The sequence below is a fragment of the Pseudomonas sp. GW821-FHT01A09 genome (assembly GCF_058986725.1).
In genome coordinates this window covers 101,744-127,040 of sequence record NZ_JBYSWB010000011.1, presented here as the reverse complement: position 1 = coordinate 127,040, position 25,297 = coordinate 101,744, and the positions used below count along the sequence as shown (strand labels likewise).

The following is a 25,297-nucleotide window of genomic DNA, read 5'->3' as shown; positions in this document are numbered from 1 at the left end:
TCGTGCCTGACACTCCCTATCGGGGGCAAGCCCCCTCGCTACAGGTAGCGGTATATACAGCACGGGAGTGCCGCCCGGCACCCTGGTGGCCTCCTTCGCTAAGTGACGCGCAAGCCCCTCCTCCAGCACGCGTTACCCAGGCACCACGGCGGTGCGATCCGTAGCGCCCCAGTGCAACTTTCCGTGACATCCACCCGCGCGGGCATTCCGTCCGAGCTCCCCTCTACCCCCATCTGCCTGGTCTAGGCTTGGAAGAAAGATTTTTGGCTTGCATCTTGCCTTACCTGTATATACAGGCTTAGATAGCCACTTCTTCTCTCCTTATCCAGGACATCGCCATGCCAGCGCCCCTCGTCATCCAGCCCGGCCACTTCGACCTCGATCAACTGCGCGCGATCTATCAGCAGCAAGTCGACTTCAGCCTCGATCCGGCCGCGCGTACGGTAGTCGACGAGGCGGCGCGCACCGTCACCCAGATCATCGAGAACAAGCGCACGGTGTACGGCATCAATACTGGCTTCGGGCTGCTGGCGCGCACCTCGATCCCGGACCAGTCGCTGACCAAGCTGCAACGCAACCTGCTGCTGTCCCACTGCACCGGCACCGGGCCACTGCTGGATGACGCCAGTGTCGGTCTGATCATGGCCCTCAAGGTCGCGTCCCTGGCCCGCGGTTTTTCCGGGGTGCGCTGGGAGCTGATCCAGGCCCTGAATGCGCTGTACAGCCACAAGGTCTTCCCGTGCATTCCGTCGCAGGGTTCGGTGGGGGCTTCGGGTGACCTGGCGCCGCTGGCGCATATGTCGGCGGTGCTGATCGGCGTCGGTCGCGTGCGTCATCAAGGCCGCGAGATGGACGCGGTCGAAGGTCTGGCGCTGGCCGGTCTGCAACCCATGGAGCTGGGGCCCAAGGAAGGCCTGGCGCTAATCAACGGCACCCAGGTGTCCACAGCGCTGGCCTTGCGCGGCCTGTTCGCGGCGGAAAAACTGTTCAGCGCCGCGGTGGTCGCCGGCAGCCTCAGCGTCGAGGCGCTGATGGGCTCGCGCGTGCCCTTCGACCCGCGTATTCAGGCGGTGCGGGGTCAGCCAGGGCAGATCGCCGTGGCGGCCTTTTACCGCGAACTGCTGGCCACCAGCGAGATCGGTGCATCCCACGTCAACTGCGCTCGCGTGCAGGATCCGTACTCGCTGCGCTGCCAGCCGCAGGTGATGGGCGCCTGCCTTGACCACCTGCGCTTTGCTGCCGGGGTGTTCCTGCGTGAAGCCAACGCGGTATCGGACAACCCGCTGGTGTTTAGCGCCGACGGCGACGTGCTGTCGGGTGGCAACTTCCACGCCGAACCGGTGGCCATGGCATCCGACGTGCTGGCCTTGGCCATCTCGGAAATCGGCGCCTTGTCGGAACGGCGCATCGCGCAGTTGGTGGACCCGGCCCTGTCCGGCCTGCCGGCGTTTCTGGTGCTGGAAGGCGGGCTGAACTCCGGCTTCATGATCGCTCAGGTGACCGCTGCCGCACTGGCCTCGGAGAACAAGACCCTGGCTCACCCGGCATCGATCGACAGCCTGCCGACCTCGGCCAACCAGGAAGACCATGTGTCGATGGCGACCTTCGCCGCCCGCCGCCTGTTGGACATGGCCGGCAACAGCAGCGCCGTGGTGGCCATCGAGCTGCTCGGTGCGGCTCAGGGTGTGGACCTGCACGCGCCGCTGACGACTTCGCCGATTCTGCGGGAAGTGCTGGCGATGATTCGTGCGGACGTGGCGCATTACGACGAAGACCGCTACTTCGCCCCTGATATCGCTGCCGCGCGGGCGTGGGTCGAGGATGGCAAGTTTGGGCAATGGCTGCCAGTTGCCCGTTTGTATGCCTGATATCTCCTGTGGCGAGGGGGCTTGCCCCCGATACGGTGTGTCAGTCACTGATGCGGTGGCTGATGCAACGTATCGGGGGCAAGCCCCCTCGCTACAGGGTAGGGTGTGTCAGTCCTCGATGCGGTGGCTGATGCAACGTATCGGGGGCAAGCCCCCTCGCTACAGGATAGGGGGTATCAGATCCTGATGCGGTGGCTGATACGCCGTATCGGGGGCAAGACCCCTCGCTACATGGGGCGTGACCTGAAACGGTGCTTGGGTGATTCATTCGTGCTCACCCGTTGCGCAGTTCCCTTCTCTTTCGGATGTGCACCCCGCACGCCACTTGTATATACCGGTATGGCACGCGAACTGCAGGAGCCTCTTCATCTCGAACGCACACGACCGACCGTCTGATGAAGGAGTGATCCATGCAACTCGATTCCCAGTACAGCAAGTTCAGCAAAACCGCCGGTGGCCTGACTCTGGCCTTGGCGATGGCAATGGGATCCATGGCCGCCCAGGCCGATCAGTTGGCCGATGTGAAACAGGCCGGCGAGCTGGTAGTCGGTACCGAGATGCAATTCGCACCGTTCGACTTCCTCACCAAGGGTGAGCAAGACGGCCTCAACAAGGCGCTGTTCGCTGAGCTGGGCAAGGAGCTGGGGGTCAAGATCAAGTTCATCGACCTGCCATGGCCGAGCGTGTTGCCGGGGCTGGAAGCGAAGAAGTTCGACGTGGTCGCCGGGCCGATCATTGAGACCAAGGCACGCCAGGAACGCTACCACTTCATGCTGCCGATCGCCGAGGCCACCGTGTCGCTGATGGCCGGCGCCAAGGATGACAAGCTGACCAAACCTGCCGACATCGCCGGCAAGACGGTCGGGGCCGGCAAGGGCTCGGCGCAGCTCGAAGAACTCAAGGCCTACGCGGCGACGCTGCCGGAGAAGGTCACCATCCGCGAATACGTCGACAACAACCAGGCGTACGCCGACCTCGCGGCTCATCGCCTGTCGGCGGTGGCCAACTCGCTGCCGAACATCTCCTACGTAGCCGCGCAGAAGAGCAATCTGTACAAGGTGGTGCAGCCGCCGTTCGGCAAGAAGTCCTACTTCGCCTTTCTGGGGCGCAAGGACGCCGATGCCGACAGCCTGATCGCCGCGCTCGACGCCGCCTTGCTGAAAATGCATGACGACGGTCGTTTGGCTGCCCTGCAAAAACAATGGCTGGGTGCCGAGATGGATGTGCCGAAGACGGACTTCACGCCGAGCTGGTAACGGCCCGTCGTGTTACAAAACTGGTAGCGAGGGGGCTTGCCCCCGATTCGGTACGTCTGGCGCGCTGCATTGCTTGTGCTGTCATTCGGGGGCAAGCCCCCTCGCTACAGCGCCGTGTATTGATGGACGAATGAACGATGTTCGACTGGTCAACGTTCCAACAGAATTTTCCGCTGCTGTTCAGCGCGCTGCTGACCACCGCCGAGGTGTCCGCCGCCGCGCTGTTCATCGGTTTTTTCATCGGTGTCGGCGTCGCCGCCATGCGCCTGTCGCCCGCCCCTATCCTGCGGCGGCTGGGCGGCGCCTATATTTTCGTGTTCCGTGGCATCCCGCTGCTGGTGCAACTGCTGTTCATCTATTACTTCTTGCCTCGCGCTGGCCTGCCGAACATGTCGCCGATGGTGGCGGCAATCATCAGCCTGGCGCTGTGCTGCGCGGCCTATATCGCTGAAATCCTGCGCGGTGGCTTGCTTGCCATCCCCGGCGGCCAACTGGAAGCCGCTGGCCTGCTGGGCCTCAACGGTCGGCAGATGCTGGTGCGTATCCGTGTGCCCCAAGCCGTGCGCCTGACCTTGCCAGGCCTGATCAACGAAATGATCCTGCTGATCAAGGCCTCATCGCTGGTGTCGGTGGTGGGCCTCGCCGACCTCACCCGCACCGCCCAGAACCTCGCCGCCAGCGATTACCTGTTCGTTCAGGACTACCTGATGCTGGCGGCCTTCTACTGCTTGATCAACATCCCCCTGGCGTATGCCGGCGGGCGCCTGGAAAAACGCTTGAAGGAGCGCGGCGCATGAATTTCGACCCGCACATCCTCACCGACCACCTGGATGACATCGGCAACGGCTTCCTCATGACCCTGGGCACCTGGAGTAGCGGCGTCGTCCTCGGCCTGCTGCTGGGCCTGCTGATCGCCCTGGCTCAGGTGTTCGGCAACAGCCTGATACGCGCCCCGCTGCGGGTGTTCATCGAAATCATCCGCAGCACGCCGTTTCTGGTGCAGCTGTTTCTGCTGTATTACGGCGGGCCTTCGTTCGGCCTTGAGCTGGACCCGGTGCCCGCCGGCATCCTCGGCCTGTCGGTGTACGGCAGCGTGTACTTCGCGGAGATCTTCCGCGGCGGCTTCGAATCAATCCCGCGTGGGCAGCTGGAAGCGGCGGATTGCTTGGGCATCGGCCGGCTGCGCTGCATCCTGCGCATCCAGTTGCCGCAGATGCTGGTGATCATTCTGCCGGCGCTGGTCAATCTGGTGACCGTGCTGTGCAAGGAGACCGCCGTGCTGTCGATCATTACCATCCCCGAACTGACCATGGTGCTGACCGGCATCGGCTCGCAGACTTTCGCCTTCGTCGAGACCCTGCTGGCCCTGTGCATCGGCTACCTGATACTGGTCGAAGCCTGCTCGCGCCTGGGCATGCTCCTGGAAACGCGGGTCGGACGCTTTATGCAGAGGCAACCTCGATGAACCCAAGCAATGCTTCCCTCACCCTGGCACCCGACGACCGCAGCGCCAGCCACGCCCCCGACAGCCGCAAGGCCATGGTGCAACTGCGCAACGTCGGCAAGCACTTCGGGCCACTGCGGGTGCTCAAGGGCATCGACCTGACCATCCATCACAGCGAAGTGGTGTGCCTGATCGGCCCTTCCGGCTCGGGCAAGAGCACCCTGTTGCGCAGCATGGCGTTCCTCGAGGAGTACGACGAGGGGCAGATTCATATCGAAGGCCAGTTGCTCGGTTGGCAGAACGCCGATACCGACGTCCCGACGCGCAAGCGGGCAGCGCAATCGAAGATCAATCAGGTGCGCCAGAACGTCGGCATGGTGTTCCAGCAGTTCAATCTGTGGCCGCACATGACCGTGCTCGGCAATGTCTGCGAAGCGCTGCAACAGGTGCGCAAACAGAGCAAGGCACAGGCCCGCGAGCGCGCGCTGGCGATGCTCGACAAGGTCGGCCTGGCGCACAAGGCCGATGCCTGGCCGGTGCAGCTGTCCGGCGGGCAGCAGCAGCGAGTGGCGATCGCCAGAGCACTGGCCATGGAACCGCACATCATGCTGTTCGACGAGCCGACTTCGGCCCTCGACCCGGAACTGGTCGGCGAAGTGCTGCAGGTGATGAAGGATCTGGCCAAGGAAGGCATGACCATGGTGGTGGTCACCCACGAAATGGGCTTCGCCGCGCAGGTGGCCGACTCGGTGGTTTTCCTCGACAAGGGCGAGGTGGTGGCCCGCGGCACGCCGCAGCAGATTTTCCATCAGGCCGAACATCCGCGCCTGCAACAGTTCTTGCAGAACTATCTGGATCGCAACGCGTTCTGGCAGGACGGTAAAGCAGAAGCCGCCGTATGACCGTGCCTGTAGCGAGGGGGCTTGCCCCCGAAAGATCTCGCTTTTCCCCAAATGCGTGGGGATTGGTTGTTTTTCGGGGGCAAGCCCCCCCGCTACAGGGATCGGGGCGGTTCCCTGAGTTGCGCATTTGCGGTACCTTGCGACGCCTTTTGCCGCAGTTGCGGCCATGACCGGGAACACGGGCCGATGAAGAACCCTCCACAAGCGCTGTACCAACGGGCCAAGGATTACGTGCAGGGCAAACTGCGCGCTGGCGAATGGAAGACCGGCGACCTGATCCCGTCGGAAAACCGCTTGGTGGTGGAGCTGGGCATGTCGCGCATGACGGTCAACCGCGCGCTGCGCGAGCTCACCGAGGAGGGTCTGCTGCTGCGGGTCTCGGGCGTCGGCACCTTCGTCGCCGAGAGCAAGCCCAAGTCAAATCTGCTGACCATCACCAATATCGCCGAAGAGATCACCGCCCGCGGCCACCGCTACGATTGCCAGGTGTTGCAGCTGTCTCGCGAGTCGGCATCGATGACGGTCGCCGCCGCGCTGGCGCTGCCCACGGGCGCTTCGGTGTTCCATTTGGTGTGTGTGCATCTGGAAGAAGGCGTGCCGGTGCAGCTCGAAGACCGCTACGTCAGCCCGGAGCTGGTGCCGGAGTTTCTGCAGCAGCAGTTCGGCGGGCAATTGCAACCGGCGCGGTATCTGTTGCAAGTGATCAGCCCGGACGAGATGGAGCACATAGTCGAAGCCGCGCATCCTTCCATCGAGGAAAGCCGGCATTTGCAGGTGGGGGCCACGGAACCGTGCCTGGTGCTGATGCGGCGCACCTGGAACGGCGGCAAGGTGGTGACCTATGTGCGCCTGGTGCATCCGTCGTCGCGGTATCGGCTGGGCAGCCGCATGGCCGTCAATGGCGCGCAGCGGGATGGGTGAACACACCCTGTGGTGAGGGGGCTTGCCCCCGATAGATCGCACCAGCGAAGCCTCTGGGCCTGATATAGCTTTCGGGGGCAAGCCCCCTCGCTACAGGGATAGAATCGCAGGCAACAAAAAAGGCGTCCTTTGCGGGACGCCTTTTTTGCTGAATATGGTCGGGGTAAGGGGATTCGAACTCCTGACATCCTGCTCCCAAAGCAGGCGCGCTACCGGACTGCGCTATACCCCGGTACAAAAAAGGCACCCGTAAGGCGCCTTTTTTGATGCCTTGAACTGTTACATCCAAGGGCTTTTTAAGATCTGACCCAGCGAACCGGAATCAAAAATGGTGGGTCGTGTGGGATTCGAACCTACGACCAATTGGTTAAAAGCCAACTGCTCTACCAACTGAGCTAACGACCCAAAAATGGTCGGGGTAAGGGGATTCGAACTCCTGACATCCTGCTCCCAAAGCAGGCGCGCTACCGGACTGCGCTATACCCCGATGTGAAATTTGGCTCCGTGACCAGGACTCGAACCTGGGACCCAATGATTAACAGTCATTTGCTCTACCGACTGAGCTATCACGGAACTATCAATTTCAGATGCATCAATTTCAGTACTGCGTGCTGCAATTTCAAAACCGTATCACTACCGCCTTGAACTCTTCGACCCTGCCGTATCGCTACGTTAGTGCCTCTGAGGCGCGCTATTCTACAAGCTTCAAAACCCCTGTCAACCCTTTAAATCGCTTTCAAGACACTGAATTTGCAACTTTTTTCAGAATTCCGACAGAGCCGGTGTTTCTGCGGGTGACCGTACAGCGGGGCGCATTTTAGAAGCAGCGAAGCGAAAATGCAAAGGAAAATATCCAAATCCAGCATTGGCACTTGTAGCGAGGGGGCTTGCCCCCGAAAACGTCATATCAAGCACCCATTCTGTGGCTGATAGACCGTAATCGGGGGCAAGCCCCCTCGCTACAGGGTGATGCATCAGGCAAAGACGATCTCGTCGTTGTCCACCGTGGCCGTTACTGGCGTTCCCGGCAGGAATTTCCCGGACAGGATCAGCTGCGCCAACGGGTTCTCGATCCAGCGCTGGATCGCGCGCTTGAGTGGCCGCGCGCCATAGACCGGGTCGTACCCCACGGCAATCAGCTTGTCCAACGCCTCGTCGCTCAGCTCCAGGGTCAGCTCGCGCTCGGCCAGGCGGCTGCGCAGGCGGGCCAGCTGGATTTGCGTGATGCCGGCGATCTGATCACGGGCCAACGGCTCGAAGATCACCACTTCATCTACCCGGTTGATGAACTCCGGCCGGAAGTGCGAGCCCAGCGCATCCATCACCGCGGCACGCTGCGCATCGGGATCACCCACCAGCTCCTGAATCCGCGCGGAACCCAGGTTGGAGGTCATCACGATCACGGTATTGCGGAAATCCACCGTACGCCCGTGGCTGTCGGTCAAGCGACCATCTTCGAGCACCTGCAGCAGCACGTTGAACACGTCAGGGTGAGCCTTCTCGACCTCATCCAGCAACACCACCGAATACGGCTTGCGACGCACCGCCTCGGTCAGGTAACCGCCCTCCTCGTAGCCCACGTAGCCTGGCGGTGCACCGATCAACCGCGCCACGGAGTGCTTCTCCATGAACTCGGACATGTCGATGCGCACCATTGCCTCTTCGGTGTCGAACAGGAACTCCGCCAAGGCCTTGCACAGCTCGGTCTTGCCCACACCGGTAGGGCCGAGGAACATGAACGAGCCACTTGGCCGATCCGGATCCGATAGCCCGGCGCGGGAACGCCGCACCGCGTTGGAAACTGCCACCACCGCCTCATGCTGACCGATCACGCGTTGGTGCAGCAGGCTTTCCATTTTCAACAGCTTGTCCCGCTCGCCTTCGAGCATCTTGGCGACGGGAATGCCAGTCCACTTGGAAACCACTTCGGCGATTTCTTCCTCGGTGACCTTGCTGCGCAACAGCTGATTGTCCGGCTTGCCGTGCTGGTCGACCATCTGCAGGCTGCGCTCCAGGTCCGGGATGACCCCATACTGCAACTCGGCCATGCGGCTCAGGTCGCCCTTGCGGCGTGCGGCCTCGAGCTCCTGGCGGGCCTGCTCGATCTTCTGCTGGATCTGCGCCGAGCCCTGCACCTCGGCTTTTTCCGAGGTCCAGATTTCTTCGAGATCGGCGTACTCGCGCTCCAGCCGGGTAATTTCTTCTTTCAGCTTTTCCAGACGCTTGATCGCGGCTTCGTCGTCTTCTTTCTTCAGGGCCTGGGATTCGACCTTGAGCTGGATCAGACGACGCTCCAGGCGATCGAGCACTTCAGGCTTGGAGTCGATTTCCATGCGGATGCGGCTGGCGGCCTCGTCGATCAGGTCGATGGCCTTGTCCGGCAGCTGGCGATCGGTAATGTAGCGATGGCTCAGCTTGGCCGCAGCGATGATCGCGCCATCGGTGATGGCGACCTTGTGGTGCACTTCATAGCGCTCCTTGAGGCCGCGCAGGATGGCGATGGTGTCTTCTTCGCTCGGTTCCTCCACCAGGACCTTCTGGAAGCGCCGCTCGAGCGCCGCGTCCTTCTCTATATATTGCCGATACTCGTTGAGCGTGGTGGCACCAACACAATGCAGCTCACCGCGAGCCAAAGCCGGCTTGAGCATGTTGCCAGCGTCCATGGAGCCTTCGCCCTTGCCGGCGCCGACCATGGTGTGCAGCTCGTCGATGAACAGAATGATCTGCCCTTCCTGCTTGGACAGCTCGTTGAGCAGGCCCTTGAGGCGCTCTTCGAACTCGCCGCGGAACTTGGCCCCGGCGATCAGCGCGCCCATGTCCAGGGACAGCAGCTTCTTGCCCTTGAGGCCATCTGGCACTTCACCATTGATGATGCGCTGGGCCAGGCCCTCGGCGATGGCGGTCTTGCCGACACCAGGCTCACCGATCAGCACCGGGTTGTTCTTGGTGCGACGTTGCAGGACCTGAATGGTGCGACGGATTTCGTCGTCACGGCCGATCACCGGATCAAGCTTGCCCTCTTCGGCGCGCTTGGTCAGGTCGACGGTGTATTTTTCCAGGGCCTTGCGCGACTCCTCGGCGTTGGGGTCGTTGACCGCATCGCCGCCGCGCAGGTTGAGGATGGCGTTTTCCAGGGCCTTTTTGGTCACGCCCTGGCCCAGCAGCAGTTTGCCGAGCTTGCTGTTTTCGTCCATGGCGGCCAGCAACACCAGCTCGCTGGAGATGAACTGATCGCTTTTTTGCTGCGCCAGACGATCGGCTTGGTTGAGCAGGCGCGCCAGGTCCTGGGACATATTGACGTCGCCCGTAGGATTCTGGATTTTCGGTAGCTGGTCGAGCTCCTTGGTCAGCTCGCGGCGCAGGCTGGGGACATCGAAGCCCACCTGCATCAACAACGGCCGGATCGAGCCGCCCTGCTGGTCAAGCAGCGCTTGCATCAGGTGCGCGGGCTCGATGGCCGGGTGGTCGAGGCCCACCGCCAAGGACTGAGAATCTGATAAGGCCAATTGCAACTTGCTGGTCAAACGGTCAATACGCATGAGTCACCTTCCTGAAAGGGCAGGCCGGAGCGATGGACACACCTGATGAAGAAAACCTGCCTGAGATGATCAGTTAGATGGGGGGGAATGGGGGAGATTCAAGCGGTGGTGCAAGATTTGCTGATGCAGGTCAATTAAAGCCTGAACTCTGTAGCGAGGGGGCTTGCCCCCGAAAATCTGTGTTTCAACCAAATGGGCGCCGAATCAACTATTTTCGGGGGCAAGCCCCCCCGCTACAGGGTTATGGGTGGTTCAGCCAGACCAGGGAGGCGAAGCGGCCGGTGGGGTTGGCGCGGCGGTAGGAGAAGAAACGGGTATCTTCGATGGTGCACAAGCCGCCGCCATACACCGCCGTCACCCCTATCGCCGCCAACCGCACACGCGCCAGCTGATAGATGTCCGCCAGGTACTTGCCCGGCGCGGCGCCTGGCACAAAGGCCTCGGCCGCTGGCCCGTGACGACTGACGAAGGCCTCCCGCACCTCGGCCCCGACTTCGAAGTTGCGCGGCCCGATGGCCGGGCCCAGCCACACAAGGATGTCCTCGGGCGCCACGCCCAGCGCTTCGACCGTGGCCTCCAGCACGCCATTGGCCAGCCCCCTCCAGCCGGCATGGGCCGCCGCGACACGAGTGCCAGCACGGTTGCAGAACAGCGCGGGCAGGCAGTCGGCGGTCATCACCGTACAGGCGACGCCCGGGGTTGCGCTCCAGCTGCCGTCGGCTTCAACTATATGGGCTGGATCCGCCTCGGCGACGACCACACCATGCACCTGACTCAGCCAGGCCGGCTGAATATCGAAATGTTCGGTGAGACGTTGGCGGTTGATCGCCACCGACTCGGGCGAATCGCCCACATGATCGCCCAGATTGAGGCTGTCAAAGGGCTCAGCGCTGACACCGCCAGCGCGAGTGGTCACGCAGGCCTGCACCGAAGCCGGCGCGGGCCAGTCGGGAATCAGCAGCGTCTGCGCAAAACCACTCATCCGATAAACGCCTCGCGATCCTGCTTGAGCAGCGACAGCAACCAGACGAAATCATCCGGCAATGGCGACTCCCAGCTCATGCGCTCGCCGGTCACCGGGTGTTCCAGTTCCAGGAAGCGCGCGTGCAGGGCCTGACGCGGGAAGGTCTTGAGGGCATCGACCATGGTCGCGCTGGCCGCTGGCGGAATGCGGAAACGCCCGCCGTAGGCCGGATCGCCCACCAGCGGGAAGTTGATGTGGGACATGTGCACGCGAATCTGGTGAGTGCGACCGGTCTCGAGCTTGACCCGCACGTGGGTGTGCGAGCGGAAGCGCTCCAGCACCCGATAGTGGCTGACGGCCGGCTTGCCGCCTTCCATTACGGCCATGCGCTGGCGCTGCTGGCCGTGGCGACCGATGGGGGCGTTGATCTTGCCGCCGGCGGTCACCACACCGATCACGATGCATTCATAGATGCGGCTGACCGAACGATTCTGCAACTGGGTCACCAGGGCGGTCTGCGCCTGGATGGTCTTGGCCACCACCATCAGACCGGTGGTGTCCTTGTCCAGACGGTGGACGATGCCCGCGCGCGGCACATTGATGATGTCCGGCACGTGGTGCAGCAAGGCGTTGAGCAGCGTGCCGTCGGCATGACCGGCAGCCGGATGCACTACCAGACCGGCCGGCTTGTTGATGACCATCAATTGGTCGTCTTCATAGACGATATCGAGCTCGATGTCCTGAGCGACCCACTCACCCTGGGCCTCCTGCTCGGCTTCGAGCTCCAGCAAGGCACCGCCGTGCACGATGTCGCGCGGACGCAACACCGCACCATCCACGGTCAAGCGGCCCTCCTTGATCCAGGCGGAAAGGCGCGAGCGTGAGTGCTCTGCGAAGAGTTGTGCGGCGACTTGATCGAGGCGCTGACCACCCATTTCGGAGGTCACCTCGGCGCTGAGTTTGATTATATCGGACATGCTCGGACTAGGCGGCGGGCACAGCCTTTGGTTTCAGCTGCACGCTTGTGGTTAAATACGGCGTCTTTTGTCCCGAGGGTTGCTCGGGGTGCACATCATAACAGGACGGCCACGCCCGAGACAGCGGCCGTCATAGGGACGCAAGCCGCCATGCAAGTGAAACACCTGCTGCTGATCGCCATCCTCGGACTCACCGCTGCCTGCTCGTCGAAGAAGGAAGTCGTCGACGAAAACCTCAGCGAGGTCGAGTTGTACCAGCAGGCGCAGGCCGACCTGGACAACCATAGCTATACCAGCGCCGTGGCCAAGCTCAAGGCCCTGGACTCGCGCTATCCGTTCGGTCGCTACGCTGATCAGGCGCAGCTCGAGCTGATCTATGCGAACTACAAGGACTCGGAGCCCGAGGCCGCAAAATCTGCCGCCGAGCGTTTCATCCGCCTGCACCCACAGCACCCGAACGTCGACTACGCCTATTATCTGAAAGGCCTGACTTCGTTCGACCAGGACCGCGGCATCGTTGCCCGCTTCCTGCCGCTGGACATGACCAAGCGTGACCCTGGCGCCGCGCGCGATTCGTACAACGAATTCGCCCAGCTCACCAGCCGCTACCCGAACAGCCGCTACGCGCCGGACGCCAAGCAGCGCATGATCTACCTGCGCAACCTGCTGGCCGCCTACGAGATCCACGTCGCCGACTACTACCTGACCCGTCAGGCCTATGTCGCCGCCGCCAACCGTGGCCGTTACGTGGTGGAAAACTTCCAGGAAACCCCCTCGGTCGGTGACGGCCTGGCGGTGATGACCGAGGCCTACCAGCGCCTGCACCTGGACGACCTGGCCGCCACCAGCCTGGAAACCCTGAAGCTCAACTACCCGAACCACCCGAGCCTCAAGGACGGCAAGTTCGTGCCGCAGCAGCAGGAGGCCGACAACCGTTCGTGGCTGTCCAAGGCGACCCTGGGCTGGATCGGCAGCACCCCGCCGCTGCCACCGGGCGAAACCCGCGCCAACGAAGAACTGACCAAGCAGTATCGCGACTACAAGGAATCCATTCCTAAAGAGCTGCTGCCCAAGGACGAAGGCGGTACCCTGGAAGACCAGGTGCCCGGCGAGCCGGTGAAGAAGAGCCGCTCGTGGTTCAGTTATGCGACCTTTGGTTTGTTTGACTGATCTCGTGCTGCGATGAAAAAAGAGGCCTTCTGGAAACAGGGCCTCTTTTTTTTGTCCGGGGTTTTGGGAGGCTGCTGATGGCCTCTTCGCGGGCAAGCCCGGCTCCTACAGGTGTGTGACCCTCTACTGTGGGGGAGGCCTTCTGAAACAGGGCCTCTTTTTTTGTCCGGTTTTTTGGGGGGCTGCTGATGGCCTCTTCGCGGGCAAGCCCGGCTCCTACAGTAGAGAGTCGTGCATTTGTGGGAGCAGGGCTTGCCCGCGAAGAGGCCAGCAGGCCCACAACAAAACGTAGCGATTTTATTACCCGATAGCCCCTGTCTTGTGCCCCCGCCCACAGCTAAACTGGCGAACTCTTTCCGTCGAAGCTGGCCAACATGATCCGCATCGTTTTCTGGGCTGCCCTGATCTATATCGCCTTCTGGGCCTGGCGACGCTTCAAGGCGCCCGCACAGCAACCCGCACAACCGCGCAGTGGCAGTGCCGACGAGCACGCCCCGCCCATGGTCCGCTGCGCCAACTGCGGCGTGCACCTTCTGCAAAGCCGTGCCCTGCAGCAGGACAGCGAGTGGTATTGCACCCGCCTGCATCTGGAAGAAGGCCCGCGCCCGCGTGCTCGCTGAGTCATCGACCGGTCACACCCAAGCGCAGCGCATGCTGCGGCTGTACCACCTGTATCGATTGCTCATCGGCATCTGCCTGGTAGCGCTGATCTCCAGCAACATGGACAGCAGCCTGCTGGAACTGGCCAACGTCCAGCTGTTCCGCGCTTGCAGCTGGCTGTATCTGGTCCTCAACATCGCCACCGTGCTGCTGTTCGGCAATCTGCGCCACCCCGCCAAGGTCTTCGCCCTGTCCATGGCCGATGTCATGCTGCTCAGCGCGGTGTTCTATGCCGGTGGCGGCACACCCAGCGGCATCGGCAACCTGATGATCGCCTCCGTGGCCATGGGCAACCTGCTGCTTCGCAACCGCCTCGGCCTGCTGATCGCGGCGGTGGCCTCCAGCGGCATCATCTACCTGACGTTCTACCTGAGTTTCAGCCGCCCCACCGCGGCCAACGATTACCTGCAGGCCAGCACTCTGGGGGTGTTGTGCTTCGCCGTGGCCCTGATCGTTCAGGGCCTGACGCGGCTGCTGCACACCAGCGAAACCCTGGCGGAAAAACGCGCCGACGACGTCACCAGCCTCGAAGCCCTCAACGCCCTGATCCTGCAGCGCATGCGCACCGGCATCCTGGTGCTCGACGCCCAGCAACGGGTACTGCTGGCAAATCAGGGCGCCCTGACGCTGTTCAAGCGCGACCGCTTGATCGACGAAGACATCCGTCACTTCTCCCCTGAGCTGATCGAGCGCCTGTTGCAGTGGCAGGTCAATCCGAGCCTGCGCATCAAGAGCCTGCGCTTGACCTCCACCGGCCCCTCCGTGCAGGTCAACTTCATCGCCCTCAACCGCCGCGAAGACCAGCAGACACTGGTGTTTCTCGAAGACCTGTCACAGATCATCCAGCAAGCCCAGCAACTCAAACTCGCTGCCTTGGGCCGCCTGACCGCCGGTATCGCCCACGAGATACGCAACCCGCTGGGCGCCATCAGCCATGCCGGGCAGTTGCTGCAGGAATCCGAAGAACTGCCCGAGGCCGAGAGACGCCTGACGCAGATCATCATCGATCAATCCCGGCGCATGAACCTGGTGATCGAGAACGTGTTGCAGCTATCCCGCCGACGGGAGGCCGAACCCGAGATCGTCAACCTCAGCCATTGGCTACAGCAGTACGTCACCGAATTCCGCGAAACCGCCAAGCCCAGCGAGCAACTGTACATCTATCTGGCAGACGACCCGATCGAAACGCGCATGGACCCCAGCCAACTGCATCAGGTGCTGAACAATCTGGTGCAAAACGGCCTGCGCTACAGCGGCCAGCAGCATGGTCAGGCGCAAGTGTGGCTGAACCTGTTCGTCGAGCCGACCAACGGCCTGCCGATCCTCGACGTCCTCGATGATGGCCCGGGCTTCCCGGCGGACCGCCTGCAGCATATTTTCGAGCCCTTCTTCACCACCGAAGCCAAGGGCACCGGGCTGGGCCTGTATATCTCCAAAGAGCTGTGCGAAAGCAATCAGGCCCACCTAGACTACAAGCCACGTGAACAAGGCGGCAGCTGTATGCGCATTACCTTCGCCCACGCCAAAAAGCAGAGTCGAACATGAGCCCACGGCAAAAGATCCTGATTGTCGACGACGAGCCGGACATCCGCGAACTCCTGGAAATCACGCTGGGCCGGATGAAGCTCGACACCCGCAGCGCCCGCAACGTCAAGGAAGCCCGCGACTGGCTGGCCCGCGAGCCCTTCGACCTGTGCCTGACCGACATGCGCCTGCCCGACGGCACGGGGCTGGAACTGGTGCAACACATTCAGCAGCGCCACGCGCAAGTGCCGGTGGCGATGATCACCGCCTTCGGCAGCGTCGACACGGCCATCGCCGCGCTGAAGGCCGGTGCATTCGACTTTCTGAGCAAACCGGTAGACCTCCCCCGCCTGCGCGAACTGGTCGGCACCGCCTTGCGCCTGCAAGGCCCGGCCGAAGCCGCCACGCCCATGGACGGCCGCTTGCTCGGGGAATCCCCGCCCATGGCCGCGCTGCGCAAACAGATCGCCCGCCTCGCCCGCAGCCAGGCGCCGGTGTACATCAGCGGCGAATCCGGCAGCGGCAAGGAACTGGTCGCACGTTCGATCCACGAGCAAGGGCCGCGTGCGCAAGGCACCTTTGTGCCGGTCAACTGTGGGGCCATTCCTTCGGAGCTGATGGAAAGCGAGTTCTTCGGCCACCGCAAAGGCAGCTTCAGCGGCGCGACCGAGGACAAGCCCGGGCTGTTTCAGGCCGCCAACGGTGGCTCGCTGTTCCTCGACGAAGTCGCCGATCTGCCGCTGGCCATGCAGGTCAAACTGCTGCGGGCCATTCAGGAGAAGGCTATCCGTAGCGTCGGCGGGCAAGCCGAGGTGGTGGTGGATGTGCGGATTCTGTGCGCCACCCACAAGGACCTGGCCGCTGAAGTGGCGGCCGGGCGCTTTCGTCAGGACCTTTATTACCGGCTCAACGTCATCGAATTGCGCGTGCCGGCCCTGCGCGAGCGCCGCGAGGATATCCCGCAGTTGGCCCAGGCAGTGCTCAAGCGCTTGGCCTGCAGCAGTGGATTACCGCCTGCGGTACTCACGCCTGGAGCGATGGACACCCTGAAAAGCTACCGATTCCCGGGGAACGTGCGGGAACTGGAGAACATGCTCGAGCGGGCTTACACCCTGTGCGAAGACGATCGCATCGATGCCGGTGATCTGCGGGTGACCGACCAGGCCGCCAACGTCGAGGCCGGGGAACCGAGTCTGGCGGAGGTGGATAATCTGGAGGATTACCTGGAGAGCGTGGAGCGCAAGTTGATCCTCCAGGCCCTCGAAGAAACCCGCTGGAATCGCACTGCGGCAGCGCAACGATTGAACATGTCGTTTCGCTCGATGCGCTACAGGCTCAAGAAGCTCGGGCTCGATTAACCCTGTAGCGAGGGGGCTTGCCCCCGACAACATCCGCTGCGCAACACATCTCGGGGTAGCTGATATTTTCGGGGGCAAGCCCCCTCGCTACATGGGCGGTTCTAGCCTGGTTTCTGGCGCATAAGGTGCCGGATCGATGATCGGCTCACGCCCCAACAGCAAATCCGCGAACAACTGGCAGGACGCCGGCGCCAGCACCAGCCCGTTACGGTAATGGCCGCAGTTCAACCACAACCCCTCCTGCCCCGCCACCGGCCCGATGAATGGCACCCCGTCCGGCGACCCCGGCCGCAGCCCTGCCCAATGCCCCACCACTTCGGCGTCCACCAGCGCTGGCAACAGCTCGATGGCCGAAGCCCTCAGGCTCTCCAATGCTGATTGCGTCGGCGTCTTGTCGAATCCTTCATGCTCCAGCGTGCTGCCCACCAGAATATGTCCATCGCGCCGCGGGATCGCATAACGGCCCTTGGCCAGGACCATGCTCGGCAGGAAATCATCAGCGCATTTGAACAGGATCATCTGGCCCTTGACCGGCTCCACCGGCAGGTCGATGCCCAAGGTCTTCAGCAAGTCCCCGCTCCAGGCGCCGGCTGTAAGCACCACCTGATCGGCCTGCAAATCACCCTGTTCGGTGTGCACACCGACGATACGCTCGCCTTCACGGATGAATCCGCTGACCGCACAGTGCTCACGGATCTCCACATTCGGCAGGGCACGCAACGCCGCCTTCAGCGATTTGACCAAGCGTGGATTGCGCACGTTGGCGACGTCGGCCATGTACACCGCGCGCTCATAACCTGCGCCGAGTACTGGCACCTTCCGGTAAACGGCATCGATGTTCACAGCGCTCAACGGCCGCTGCAGATGCTGCGCCCAGGTCAATGCGTCGGCTTCGTCATCCAGATCCAGCCAGTACAGGCCCGTGACGTGCACTTCAGGATCGATACCGGTGCGGCTGAACAGCTCATCGCTCAACTGCGGATAGAAGTCCTGGGACCAATGGGCCAAGGCGGTTACAGCGGCGCTATACCGCCAGGGATACAGCGGCGAGACGATGCCGCCGCCTGCCCATGAGGATTCACGGCCGGCTTCGCTGCGGTCGAGGATGGTGATCGAGCCAACATGGGGGGCGAGATTCAGGGCCGTGAGCAGGCCGATGGCGCCGCCGCCGATGATTAGAATATGACTTGAATCAGACATGCAGAATCCAATGTTGAAGCCGAATGGCCTGAGGGATATTCGGCATATCGGGCTCAGCGCCCCCAGCAAGTAGCGGCGGTTATGGTCGTGCCTGATACCGTACGGGCACCCGTCTGGGTGATCGTGAACGCCCCACAGGCGTCGGACGACATCAGCCCACCCGCAATTGGCGTTGCAACGATAGTGAAGTCTTGAGGGTTGCGAGTCGTCGCCACCGTGTACCAGTTATTACTCGCTGGATTGGGCGTAGTCGCATCGACATAGGTACCAAGCCGCGAATAAACACGCTCGAACGTCTGCGCGCTCTCCGCCAGCAACTCGGCGATCTCCGCCCGATGGCTGCGCTGGACATATTTCGTGTAACTGGGGTAAGCAATAGCGGCGATAATACCGATGATCGCCACAACGATCATCAGTTCAATCAAGGAAAAACCTCTGCTTCTGGCTGCCATGTCTCTAGTCCTCATTGAATTTGTCGCCACATGATGCGGCCAGCGCCACTACCAGCCGCGCCTTTTTCCTTGATGATCACCCGGTTGCCTTTGGAGTCGATGATTACCTTCTCGCTGGGGTCCGTCGGGCTGGATGTCATGGTGGTCGAGCCATCCGAGTTTGTCGTGCTCGTCGGCATGTCGATGATAGCGTTCAGCGTCGGGATACCCGTGGAAATGACCAATCCGGAGGTGATGGTGTCACTGGTATTGATCAGCCCATCGCCATTGGTATCGATGACCTGATAACTCAGCATCCCACCAGACAACGCGTCCAGTTCGAAGAACTCACCAGAACCGCTGCTGGCACAGGGGTCGGTAGAGTCGACCTTGGCCGTGGTGAAAAGTATCCGCCCCAACTTGATCTGAGCCGAATAAATCACGCGTTCGCCGACCATGCTGGTGCCATAGACCAAGGGCAGATACCAGCCCTTCTGCGTGGTGTAATCCACCTTGTTGGCAGAGCTGGTGACGTACTGCCCTCCCGTTCCCGCAAACGTACTGATGACAGATTGGCTCTGCAGATTGGCGGTGGTGTAGTTACCCACTGCGCCAGTCCCTGAATCCCAGACCGCGTAGAAACCTTGCGGGTCAGTCGTGGCTTTATCAGTCACCTCGTTGAATTTGCCGGTGCCGAAATACACCATGTAGCCGGTAGTCGGATAAGCGACCAGCAGTGGCTGGGCAGTGATGGGTTGAGTCGCACCGCCTGGGGCCGTGAACAGTGGCTTGTTTGAAAACGCCACGCCCCAGCTAGCGGGCGATGCGGCGCTCAGATCGAACTTCCACATACGGCCTTTAAGATCGCCACCATAGGCGGCTTGCACGACGTTGGAGGCGTTGACCGTCAGTTTGACCGAGGACAACCCATTGGTGGTCTCGGTGCTATCGATGACGATCTTCTTGATCAGCGAACCATCGGTAAGGCTCACCACATAAAGCGCTGCTACGCCGGAGTTGCTGCCATAGCCGTTGGCGATGAAGGCCGCCCAGGTACCGTCAGCCAACTGGGCGATCTCAGGCTTGGCATAGGCGTAGCCGAGGTCATTGAAGGTGGCGCTGGTGGAAGCAGTGGCCGGCGCACTGATTTCCCAGAGAGCCTTGGGTGCGCTTCCGGAACCCTGATTGTAGAGCTGCAGGGCAAAGAAGGTCTTGCCGCCGGCCCCGGTACCGCCTACCGCCAGGGTCTTCCAGGAGCTGTTGGTCTTGGCATCCGACACAGTGATCTGCCCATCGTCCAGAAACTTGTGCGAGGTGCCGTTGATGTAAGTCGGGTCGGCCACTGCGTAGAGGTTCGGCACGACACTCGAAGGCATGTAGGCGTAAAGACGAGCGCCCGTGTTGGCATTGATGACGCTGGTCATTCCGTCATTGGAGTTGACTACCAGACTCGGCACCATGCCCGCCGCCTTGGCGGTCAGGTAAGCGGAATAGCCGCTGTCGGCCGACGAGGATGTCTGGGTGCTTGGCGAGGCCAGCACCAGCGGCGAATTGATGATGTCCCCCAGCAATACCGTGCGCTGCTTGAGGCCCGTCTTGTTGATGCCTTTTGACCAGTCCACCAGGTTGGTGCCGGTTATACCGGACGCCGCACCAAAATTGGAGGTGGCCGAGGTGTTGAGCGTTGCCTGCTGGGTAGCGGAAAAGTTGGCGAATGCCAGGGTAATGGGAAGGTTGGTAGTGGTATTGAACGATTCGTACGTCGGCGTAGTGGTCCCCACCGCAACCTTCACATCGGTGCTCCAGGTCGGCGTATCGCTGATGACGCCAGCCGTGCTGATGGCGTACGCACCTATCGTGCCGCGCCAGTCGGTCGGATCGTAGGCCGTCTGATAGAAAAAGGTATTGCTGGTCAGGGTGGTGCTGTTGGCCGCCCCACCACCCCCGGATCCGGCAGTCGAGCTGATCGCATTGAGTGCAGCCGTCAGGGCAGTGGTCAATGAAGCGCTGTCCGTGGCCTGGTAGTACTTGCCCTGCCCGTAGGCCGCAGCATCCGAGAGCATCTGGTTGGCGGCGGTAAAACCTACGGTATAGGTCAACAGGTTTTGTTTGGGAAAGTCGGTTGCGTCCCAGCTCTTGCCAGCGGCATCGTTACCCGTCGAGCGCATATCGATGTCATAGGTGAACTTGGCCAGGTCGTCGAGATAAAGCGTGTCCCCTTCCCCATCGCCATTGAGGTTGTCGCCATCATTGGCCTTGTTGTCCCAGTTGGGCAGCTTGGTAGCGGTGCTGTTGTTGGGCTCGATGCTACCGACCGCCGTGGGAAAAGTCCGGTCATAGGTGGGCAGGCCATCGGTGATAACGATGCCGTAGTTCTTCTGGCAGCGGTATTGGATGGGGCTGGTGTAAGAGACACCCGAGTTGTAATAGGAGGACATTCCCCGAAAGTAACGGGATATCTCGTAGTAGGTTTCCGCCAGCGGCGTGTTGGCGACGGCGCCCAAGCCATTGATCGACGAAATCAGGTTGTTGTAGTTGGTGTTCGCCTGGGCCGCCGTGGTGCTGGTCGTGGCCTGCAGGTCGGCGACAGTGCGCGCGATGTAGCCACCGGGGCCCGAGTCCCCGAATGCCGGCGGATTGAAGGTAGCCAGCCCGATGCGCAACGCGCGGTTGGCGGTGACTAGCGCGCTGGACACGGAGCGGGCGACATTGATGCGGTAGTCGTTGGGGATGCTGCCGTCGGTATAGTCCTTGGAGTTCACCGACGTGGACACCAGGCCGATCAGGTACGCGATGTAATTGCTCGAATAGCGGGTATTCCCGCTGCCCACGGGGTCGGGAAGCTTCAGGCACAACACCGTGTTATTCGAATAGCGGTAGAAGCCGTAATAGAGATTACTGCAGCCGCCACGGTTGAGATCGCCGATGAACAGGTTTTCACTGTCCATATCGAGCGCGGTAATTCTGTTGCAACTTGAATCACTACTGCAGTTGTACACCTGCGTCCGGCTGACGGATTGGTCGAAGGCGGTAGCACGAATCAAGTTGTTCATACTGCCAGAGTCATCCACCAGCAGCATCACGTTCGGCGTGACCGCGGCGGTGCTGAGCAAAGGTGCCGAAGACGGCGTGAACGCCGCCATGGCCGGAGCAGCGAGATACATGGCCAGCGCACCACCCAGCAATGCCGCCTTCAAACGCCGCCAGTACGAACTGCGCTCAACCGCTGCATTTGGCATAAATACTCTCCACAATTGAGCGACTGCTGCCGACCTGCGCGACACCGGTGATTCGATACAAAGTGATGGCGGATGAAGAACTGCAACCGGACGGCATGTTGACCGGAGCACCGTTGCTGCCGATGTTCTGGATCGCGTAGAAGCCGTTGTAGGCCGCGACCCAAGCGATACCGTTGGCGTTCGTACTGGCCACCGTGACCTGGGTCGCATCAGGGGGCGCGCAGGCCGCGACGGTGGCGCACTTGGCCAACGAGTAGGAAGATGCCGAAACGACATTTTCTCCCACACGCAGGGATGCCTCTGCCACCTGGAACGATTGGTTGCGGTTCATCACACTGCCGCTCATCTTTTCCTGCAGGGTTGCGTTCTGCATCGACGAGATGCCAATCATGGTCAACAGCAAAAGCATGATCAGGCTGACCAACAGCGCCATGCCCCGCTGATGCGCGGATGAGTCCAAGCGAGGGGATCGTCTGTTCATGTCTCTCATCCCTAGCGCAACCGGTTACGTAGCGAGGCCACCACATTGAACGTCTGATCTCGGACGCGACTATTGGGATCGGTCAGGGTCATGCTGATGCGCACGCTGCGGATGTTGCCGTAGTCCGCTAACGCGGGAGCAGCGCTGTAGGACTGCACGGTGTTGGGCGATGCGGCCGTGGCCATGCCAAAGCTGACATTGAATGTCTTGACCCCGTTTATCAGTACCGATGTCGTGCCGTTCACCGTGGTTGAAAGCTGGCTATTGGCAACTGTGTAGATGACCTTGCGTATCGGGAAGGCCAGCTCTCCAGCAGAGGCATTCGCGGTGGCCAGGCCGGTGTACGCCTTGGCGGTTGTCAGGCAATCGGAAATGATGGTCCAGGTCGGCGTACCGCCATTGGCCCCGACGTCTCCAGTGACCAGCGTGAGCACGTTGGTAGTGGCCCCGCCGGTGGTCACCGAGGTGTACATGATGGGATTCACGGTCGCCAGCGTGTAGGACAACCCGGTGCTCACATCGGTGAACGACGTGGTCCCCTGAGCGATACAGCCCTGCATCCCCACCATGCGCAACTCCTGCACCATGCGGCTGAGCACATAGCGCGCGTCCTCCTGCATGGTCGATGAAGCGTTCTGCGACATGAAGGTATTCTTCGCGGACAGGAAAATCTGCGTCACGCCCAGCACGATGATCAAGCCGATGGCCATGGCGACCATCAGCTCGACCAGGCCGTATCCTTTGCAAGATGTCTTCATGGATAAGCCGTCCCATCGGCCGCTACCCGGCTCACCAGCACAAAATTGCGAGTCGTTGCGGTGGCATCGGAGCTGTTGTCCGCCCTGATTACCGTACCTGCCCGCGTGTCGTTCCAGACGATGGTGATGGTCACCACATAGCCCTTGAGCACGATGCTGGCGTCCGTGCCTGGCAGGTTGCTCATGTTGGTGATGTTAGTGCGCAAGTCGGTCAGGTCCTGGCTGACCGCGGTGCTCCCCGCTGTGGTCGGTGCCGAGGCGAGATTGGTTAACGCGTACTGGGAGATATTGTCGGTATTTGCACGGATCCGATCCATCATGTCGTAGGCGATAAAGCTCGCCTGACTGCTCAGCGACGAACTGTCCGTGTATTTCAAGGCGTTCAATTGAATGGCGGCAGCGCCGAGCAAACCGATACACATAACCAAAAGCGCCACCAATACTTCGATCAGGCTGAAGCCTGCCTGGCGGCGACTCATGGGCAGGCTCCATTGAGGATGACGCGCCCGTTGAGGCAGATCCCTACGTTGCGACTCGTGGCGCCGTTGGTGTAGACCATGGTGACCGCAGTCGTCGGGTAGGCCAGCGCACCCAGATTATTGAATTCGACATAGGTGGCCGTGACCGACGGCGTCATCGCCGAGTTCGCAGACATGGGGGCAATGACGCGCAGGACTGTCACCCTGTTGAGGGGGTCGGTGAACTGCACGTTCAGGTTGGTTGCCCAGGTTGCGCCGACCGTAGCGGGGGTAACGCGCACATTGACGCCACGGTTGATCGCCTCCAGGCGAGCGTAGTTGAGCGCGCGATAAAAATCGCCGGTATCCGAATCAGCCCGGTTGTTACGAATGAGCGTGGTGAAAGACGGGATCGCAATAGACGCGCCGATCGCGATGACGGCAACCGTCACGATCAACTCAATCAGCGAAAACCCCTTGTTACGATCCCGCATTGCGATACTCCCCGAGACCCGGCGACTATAAGCCAACTGTGCCGCTTGGCAAGCGCACATCAGAATATAGGGTTGTTCTGGCCGGATCAGCGTGATGGAACATGTTGATTCAATTCCCGCCGGGCTTTTGACACCTATCCCCTGTCCCAGCAATTCCCATTCCAAGGACGGTATCCACCATGCATCAACGCGGCATCACCCTCATCGAACTGCTGGCCACCGTGACCATCCTCGCCATTATCCTGCACCTGGCGATGCCGTCGTTTCGGCAGTTGATCGGCAGCAATCGGCAACAAGTGGCTGCGAACGAGCTGCTGAACGCCGTGCGTTCCGCCCGTACGGAAGCGGTCCTGCGACATCAGTCGGTGATCATTCAGCCGCTCGAGGGCGACTGGGCGTTCGGCTGGAGGATGATTGCGGATGTGAGCGGCAAGGGCCTGAGCGATCCGGACAATCCAGTGCTGGCGGTGCGTCAGAATGGCGGCAAGGTACGGATCGTCGGTAATTACCGACTGGAGAAGTGGGTTCGCTTCAACGGTATGGGCACACCGTCTTACGCCGGCGCATCACCCGGCAATGGCACCCTGTACATCTGCGATGAGGGCACCGGGCTGACCCACTCCCGGGTCGTGATCAACGTTCCCGGGCGGGTACAGCTGCTCGCGGGCCCGGACAATACCGAGCCATGCAGCCTCAGCTGATGGTCTTGACGCGTAACTCCTTAGGCATCGAAAACGTAATGTTTTCCGGACGTCCAGCCAGTTCATCAGCGCCGGTGGCGCCCCAGGCCTGCAACTGCTCGATCACGCCGCGCACCAGCACCTCAGGCGCCGAAGCGCCGGCCGTGACGCCGATACGCTCGATGCCATCGAACCAGCTGCGTTGCATGTCTTCGGCGCCGTCGATCAGGTACGCCGGGGTCGCCAGCCGTTCGGCCAGTTCGCGCAGGCGGTTGGAGTTGGAGCTGTTGGGGCTGCCGACCACCAGCACCACGTCGCACTCGTCGGCCAGTTGCTTGACCGCATCCTGGCGGTTCTGGGTGGCGTAGCAGATGTCGTCCTTGCGCGGGCCGCCGATGTTCGGGAAGCGCGCGCGCAAAGCGTCGATGACGCGACCGGTGTCGTCCATCGACAGGGTGGTCTGGGTCACGAACGCCAGGGCATCGGGGTTACGCACCTGCAGGTCGGCGACATCCTGCTCGTCCTCGACCAGGTAGATCGCGCCGCCATTGCTGCCGTCGTACTGGCCCATGGTGCCTTCGACTTCCGGGTGGCCGGCATGGCCGATAAGGATGCACTCACGGCCGTCGCGACTGTAGCGGGCGACCTCGATGTGCACCTTGGTGACCAGCGGACAGGTGGCGTCAAAGACCTTGAGCCCGCGGCCGGCCGCTTCCTGACGCACGGCCTGGGAAACGCCGTGGGCGCTGAAGATGACGATGACGTCGTCCGGCACCTGGTCGAGTTCTTCGACGAAGATCGCGCCGCGGTTGCGCAGGTCCTCGACCACGAACTTGTTGTGGACCACTTCGTGGCGCACGTAGATCGGCGGGCCGAAGACTTCCAGGGCGCGGTTGACGATTTCGATCGCACGGTCCACGCCAGCGCAGAAGCCACGGGGGTTGGCGAGTTTGATGTGCATGCTTGCCTCGGG

Annotated in this window: 22 protein-coding genes and 4 tRNA genes; 11 read left to right on the top strand and 15 right to left on the bottom strand. The window is 61.7% G+C overall.

The features are described from left to right. Positions 1–338: 338 nt before the first annotated feature. From hutH to hutC, 6 genes are all read left to right on the top strand, one after another. Positions 339–1,868 carry a histidine ammonia-lyase gene (hutH, locus tag AC3WJP_RS14900; RefSeq protein WP_493722480.1) on the top strand — a complete coding sequence of 510 codons (1,530 nt, stop codon included), beginning with the start codon at positions 339–341 and terminating at the stop codon, positions 1,866–1,868. A 410-nt stretch (positions 1,869–2,278) separates the two neighbouring features. Further along, positions 2,279–3,124 carry a transporter substrate-binding domain-containing protein gene (locus AC3WJP_RS14895; protein WP_493722479.1) on the top strand — a complete coding sequence of 282 codons (846 nt, stop codon included), beginning with the start codon at positions 2,279–2,281 and terminating at the stop codon, positions 3,122–3,124. A gap of 137 nt (positions 3,125–3,261) precedes the next feature. After that, on the top strand, positions 3,262–3,921 hold the full coding sequence (locus AC3WJP_RS14890) for an amino acid ABC transporter permease (protein ID WP_493722478.1): 660 nt from the start codon (positions 3,262–3,264) through the stop codon (positions 3,919–3,921). Beyond that, entirely contained in the window at positions 3,918–4,589 is a 672-nt protein-coding gene (locus tag AC3WJP_RS14885) for an amino acid ABC transporter permease (RefSeq protein ID WP_493722477.1), read from the top strand. The genes AC3WJP_RS14890 and AC3WJP_RS14885 overlap by 4 nt, the downstream gene beginning before the upstream one ends. Before the next feature lie 74 nt (positions 4,590–4,663). Then, on the top strand, positions 4,664–5,470 hold the full coding sequence (locus AC3WJP_RS14880) for an amino acid ABC transporter ATP-binding protein (protein WP_493722527.1): 807 nt from the start codon (positions 4,664–4,666) through the stop codon (positions 5,468–5,470). A 186-nt stretch (positions 5,471–5,656) separates the two neighbouring features. After that, the gene (hutC, locus tag AC3WJP_RS14875) at positions 5,657–6,391 is read left to right on the top strand and encodes a histidine utilization transcriptional repressor HutC (protein WP_493722476.1); all 735 of its coding nucleotides are present in this window, start codon (positions 5,657–5,659) and stop codon (positions 6,389–6,391) included. Positions 6,392–6,546: 155 nt separating this feature from the next. Here hutC and AC3WJP_RS14870 read toward each other — a convergent pair. The 7 genes from AC3WJP_RS14870 to rluD all read right to left on the bottom strand — a co-directional run bounded on the left by AC3WJP_RS14870 (position 6,547) and on the right by rluD (position 11,871). After that, positions 6,547–6,623: transfer RNA gene (locus AC3WJP_RS14870), tRNA-Pro, on the bottom strand. Positions 6,624–6,720: 97 nt separating this feature from the next. Continuing rightward, positions 6,721–6,796: transfer RNA gene (locus AC3WJP_RS14865), tRNA-Lys, on the bottom strand. 5 nt (positions 6,797–6,801) lie between these two features. Continuing rightward, positions 6,802–6,878, bottom strand: a tRNA-Pro gene (locus AC3WJP_RS14860). A gap of 10 nt (positions 6,879–6,888) precedes the next feature. After that, positions 6,889–6,964: transfer RNA gene (locus AC3WJP_RS14855), tRNA-Asn, on the bottom strand. 401 nt (positions 6,965–7,365) lie between these two features. After that, positions 7,366–9,930, bottom strand: coding sequence for an ATP-dependent chaperone ClpB (gene clpB / locus AC3WJP_RS14850; RefSeq protein ID WP_493722475.1), 2,565 nt, complete (start codon positions 9,928–9,930; stop codon positions 7,366–7,368). Between the two features lie 241 nt (positions 9,931–10,171). After that, complete coding sequence (gene pgeF, locus AC3WJP_RS14845; RefSeq protein WP_493722474.1) at positions 10,172–10,912, bottom strand: peptidoglycan editing factor PgeF; 741 nt, start codon at positions 10,910–10,912, stop codon at positions 10,172–10,174. After that, on the bottom strand, positions 10,909–11,871 hold the full coding sequence (rluD, locus tag AC3WJP_RS14840; RefSeq protein WP_493722473.1) for a 23S rRNA pseudouridine(1911/1915/1917) synthase RluD: 963 nt from the start codon (positions 11,869–11,871) through the stop codon (positions 10,909–10,911). Before rluD ends, pgeF begins: the two co-directional genes overlap by 4 nt. Before the next feature lie 150 nt (positions 11,872–12,021). Here rluD and AC3WJP_RS14835 point away from each other — a divergent pair, with 150 nt between their 5' ends. The 4 genes from AC3WJP_RS14835 (at position 12,022) to AC3WJP_RS14820 (ending at position 16,583) form a co-directional block, all read left to right on the top strand. Next, complete coding sequence (locus AC3WJP_RS14835) at positions 12,022–13,041, top strand: outer membrane protein assembly factor BamD (RefSeq protein ID WP_493722472.1); 1,020 nt, start codon at positions 12,022–12,024, stop codon at positions 13,039–13,041. 374 nt (positions 13,042–13,415) lie between these two features. Continuing rightward, on the top strand, positions 13,416–13,661 hold the full coding sequence (locus AC3WJP_RS14830) for a PP0621 family protein (RefSeq protein WP_493722471.1): 246 nt from the start codon (positions 13,416–13,418) through the stop codon (positions 13,659–13,661). Beyond that, positions 13,651–15,246 (top strand): sensor histidine kinase, encoded by a 1,596-nt coding sequence (locus AC3WJP_RS14825; protein WP_493722470.1) that lies wholly within the window; start codon positions 13,651–13,653, stop codon positions 15,244–15,246. The genes AC3WJP_RS14830 and AC3WJP_RS14825 overlap by 11 nt, the downstream gene beginning before the upstream one ends. Beyond that, positions 15,243–16,583 (top strand): sigma-54-dependent transcriptional regulator, encoded by a 1,341-nt coding sequence (locus AC3WJP_RS14820; protein ID WP_493722469.1) that lies wholly within the window; start codon positions 15,243–15,245, stop codon positions 16,581–16,583. Before AC3WJP_RS14825 ends, AC3WJP_RS14820 begins: the two co-directional genes overlap by 4 nt. Before the next feature lie 87 nt (positions 16,584–16,670). Here AC3WJP_RS14820 and thiO read toward each other — a convergent pair whose 3' ends face one another. From thiO to AC3WJP_RS14785, 7 genes are read right to left on the bottom strand one after another with little or no spacing between them, the layout of a single operon-like run. Then, positions 16,671–17,783 (bottom strand): glycine oxidase ThiO, encoded by a 1,113-nt coding sequence (gene thiO / locus AC3WJP_RS14815; protein WP_493722468.1) that lies wholly within the window; start codon positions 17,781–17,783, stop codon positions 16,671–16,673. A gap of 53 nt (positions 17,784–17,836) precedes the next feature. Further along, positions 17,837–18,235 carry a type IV pilin protein gene (locus tag AC3WJP_RS14810; RefSeq protein WP_493722467.1) on the bottom strand — a complete coding sequence of 133 codons (399 nt, stop codon included), beginning with the start codon at positions 18,233–18,235 and terminating at the stop codon, positions 17,837–17,839. Positions 18,236–18,246: 11 nt separating this feature from the next. Continuing rightward, positions 18,247–21,453 carry a pilus assembly protein gene (locus AC3WJP_RS14805; RefSeq protein ID WP_493722466.1) on the bottom strand — a complete coding sequence of 1,069 codons (3,207 nt, stop codon included), beginning with the start codon at positions 21,451–21,453 and terminating at the stop codon, positions 18,247–18,249. Continuing rightward, complete coding sequence (locus tag AC3WJP_RS14800) at positions 21,434–21,934, bottom strand: pilus assembly PilX family protein (protein WP_493722465.1); 501 nt, start codon at positions 21,932–21,934, stop codon at positions 21,434–21,436. Before AC3WJP_RS14800 ends, AC3WJP_RS14805 begins: the two co-directional genes overlap by 20 nt. Before the next feature lie 11 nt (positions 21,935–21,945). Beyond that, positions 21,946–22,692, bottom strand: a complete 747-nt coding sequence (locus AC3WJP_RS14795; RefSeq protein WP_493722464.1) for a PilW family protein — start codon at positions 22,690–22,692, stop codon at positions 21,946–21,948. After that, complete coding sequence (pilV, locus tag AC3WJP_RS14790; RefSeq protein WP_493722526.1) at positions 22,689–23,210, bottom strand: type IV pilus modification protein PilV; 522 nt, start codon at positions 23,208–23,210, stop codon at positions 22,689–22,691. Before pilV ends, AC3WJP_RS14795 begins: the two co-directional genes overlap by 4 nt. Next, a complete protein-coding gene (locus tag AC3WJP_RS14785; RefSeq protein ID WP_493722463.1) occupies positions 23,168–23,809 on the bottom strand; it encodes a GspH/FimT family pseudopilin in 642 nt (213 codons plus the stop codon). The genes pilV and AC3WJP_RS14785 overlap by 43 nt, the downstream gene beginning before the upstream one ends. 14 nt (positions 23,810–23,823) lie before the next feature. Here AC3WJP_RS14785 and AC3WJP_RS14780 point away from each other — a divergent pair, with 14 nt between their 5' ends. Further along, the gene (locus tag AC3WJP_RS14780) at positions 23,824–24,345 is read left to right on the top strand and encodes a GspH/FimT family pseudopilin (RefSeq protein ID WP_493722462.1); all 522 of its coding nucleotides are present in this window, start codon (positions 23,824–23,826) and stop codon (positions 24,343–24,345) included. Here AC3WJP_RS14780 and ispH read toward each other — a convergent pair. Next, positions 24,338–25,285, bottom strand: a complete 948-nt coding sequence (ispH, locus tag AC3WJP_RS14775) for a 4-hydroxy-3-methylbut-2-enyl diphosphate reductase (protein WP_493722461.1) — start codon at positions 25,283–25,285, stop codon at positions 24,338–24,340. The two genes, AC3WJP_RS14780 and ispH, sit on opposite strands and share 8 nt — an antisense overlap. Between the last annotated feature and the right edge of the window lie 12 nt (positions 25,286–25,297).

What these genes read in the sequence shown, in the direction of transcription:
- hutH (WP_493722480.1), top strand. Translation starts at nt 339, where the DNA reads ATGCCAGCGCCCCTCGTCATCCAGCCCGGCCACTTCGACCTCGATCAA.
- AC3WJP_RS14895 (WP_493722479.1), top strand. Translation starts at nt 2,279, where the DNA reads ATGCAACTCGATTCCCAGTACAGCAAGTTCAGCAAAACCGCCGGTGGC.
- AC3WJP_RS14890 (WP_493722478.1), top strand. Translation starts at nt 3,262, where the DNA reads ATGTTCGACTGGTCAACGTTCCAACAGAATTTTCCGCTGCTGTTCAGC.
- AC3WJP_RS14885 (WP_493722477.1), top strand. Translation starts at nt 3,918, where the DNA reads ATGAATTTCGACCCGCACATCCTCACCGACCACCTGGATGACATCGGC.
- AC3WJP_RS14880 (WP_493722527.1), top strand. Translation starts at nt 4,664, where the DNA reads ATGGTGCAACTGCGCAACGTCGGCAAGCACTTCGGGCCACTGCGGGTG.
- hutC (WP_493722476.1), top strand. Translation starts at nt 5,657, where the DNA reads ATGAAGAACCCTCCACAAGCGCTGTACCAACGGGCCAAGGATTACGTG.
- clpB (WP_493722475.1), bottom strand. Translation starts at nt 9,930, where the DNA reads ATGCGTATTGACCGTTTGACCAGCAAGTTGCAATTGGCCTTATCAGAT.
- pgeF (WP_493722474.1), bottom strand. Translation starts at nt 10,912, where the DNA reads ATGAGTGGTTTTGCGCAGACGCTGCTGATTCCCGACTGGCCCGCGCCG.
- rluD (WP_493722473.1), bottom strand. Translation starts at nt 11,871, where the DNA reads ATGTCCGATATAATCAAACTCAGCGCCGAGGTGACCTCCGAAATGGGT.
- AC3WJP_RS14835 (WP_493722472.1), top strand. Translation starts at nt 12,022, where the DNA reads ATGCAAGTGAAACACCTGCTGCTGATCGCCATCCTCGGACTCACCGCT.
- AC3WJP_RS14830 (WP_493722471.1), top strand. Translation starts at nt 13,416, where the DNA reads ATGATCCGCATCGTTTTCTGGGCTGCCCTGATCTATATCGCCTTCTGG.
- AC3WJP_RS14820 (WP_493722469.1), top strand. Translation starts at nt 15,243, where the DNA reads ATGAGCCCACGGCAAAAGATCCTGATTGTCGACGACGAGCCGGACATC.
- thiO (WP_493722468.1), bottom strand. Translation starts at nt 17,783, where the DNA reads ATGTCTGATTCAAGTCATATTCTAATCATCGGCGGCGGCGCCATCGGC.
- AC3WJP_RS14810 (WP_493722467.1), bottom strand. Translation starts at nt 18,235, where the DNA reads ATGGCAGCCAGAAGCAGAGGTTTTTCCTTGATTGAACTGATGATCGTT.
- AC3WJP_RS14805 (WP_493722466.1), bottom strand. Translation starts at nt 21,453, where the DNA reads ATGCCAAATGCAGCGGTTGAGCGCAGTTCGTACTGGCGGCGTTTGAAG.
- AC3WJP_RS14800 (WP_493722465.1), bottom strand. Translation starts at nt 21,934, where the DNA reads ATGAACAGACGATCCCCTCGCTTGGACTCATCCGCGCATCAGCGGGGC.
- AC3WJP_RS14795 (WP_493722464.1), bottom strand. Translation starts at nt 22,692, where the DNA reads ATGAAGACATCTTGCAAAGGATACGGCCTGGTCGAGCTGATGGTCGCC.
- AC3WJP_RS14780 (WP_493722462.1), top strand. Translation starts at nt 23,824, where the DNA reads ATGCATCAACGCGGCATCACCCTCATCGAACTGCTGGCCACCGTGACC.
- ispH (WP_493722461.1), bottom strand. Translation starts at nt 25,285, where the DNA reads ATGCACATCAAACTCGCCAACCCCCGTGGCTTCTGCGCTGGCGTGGAC.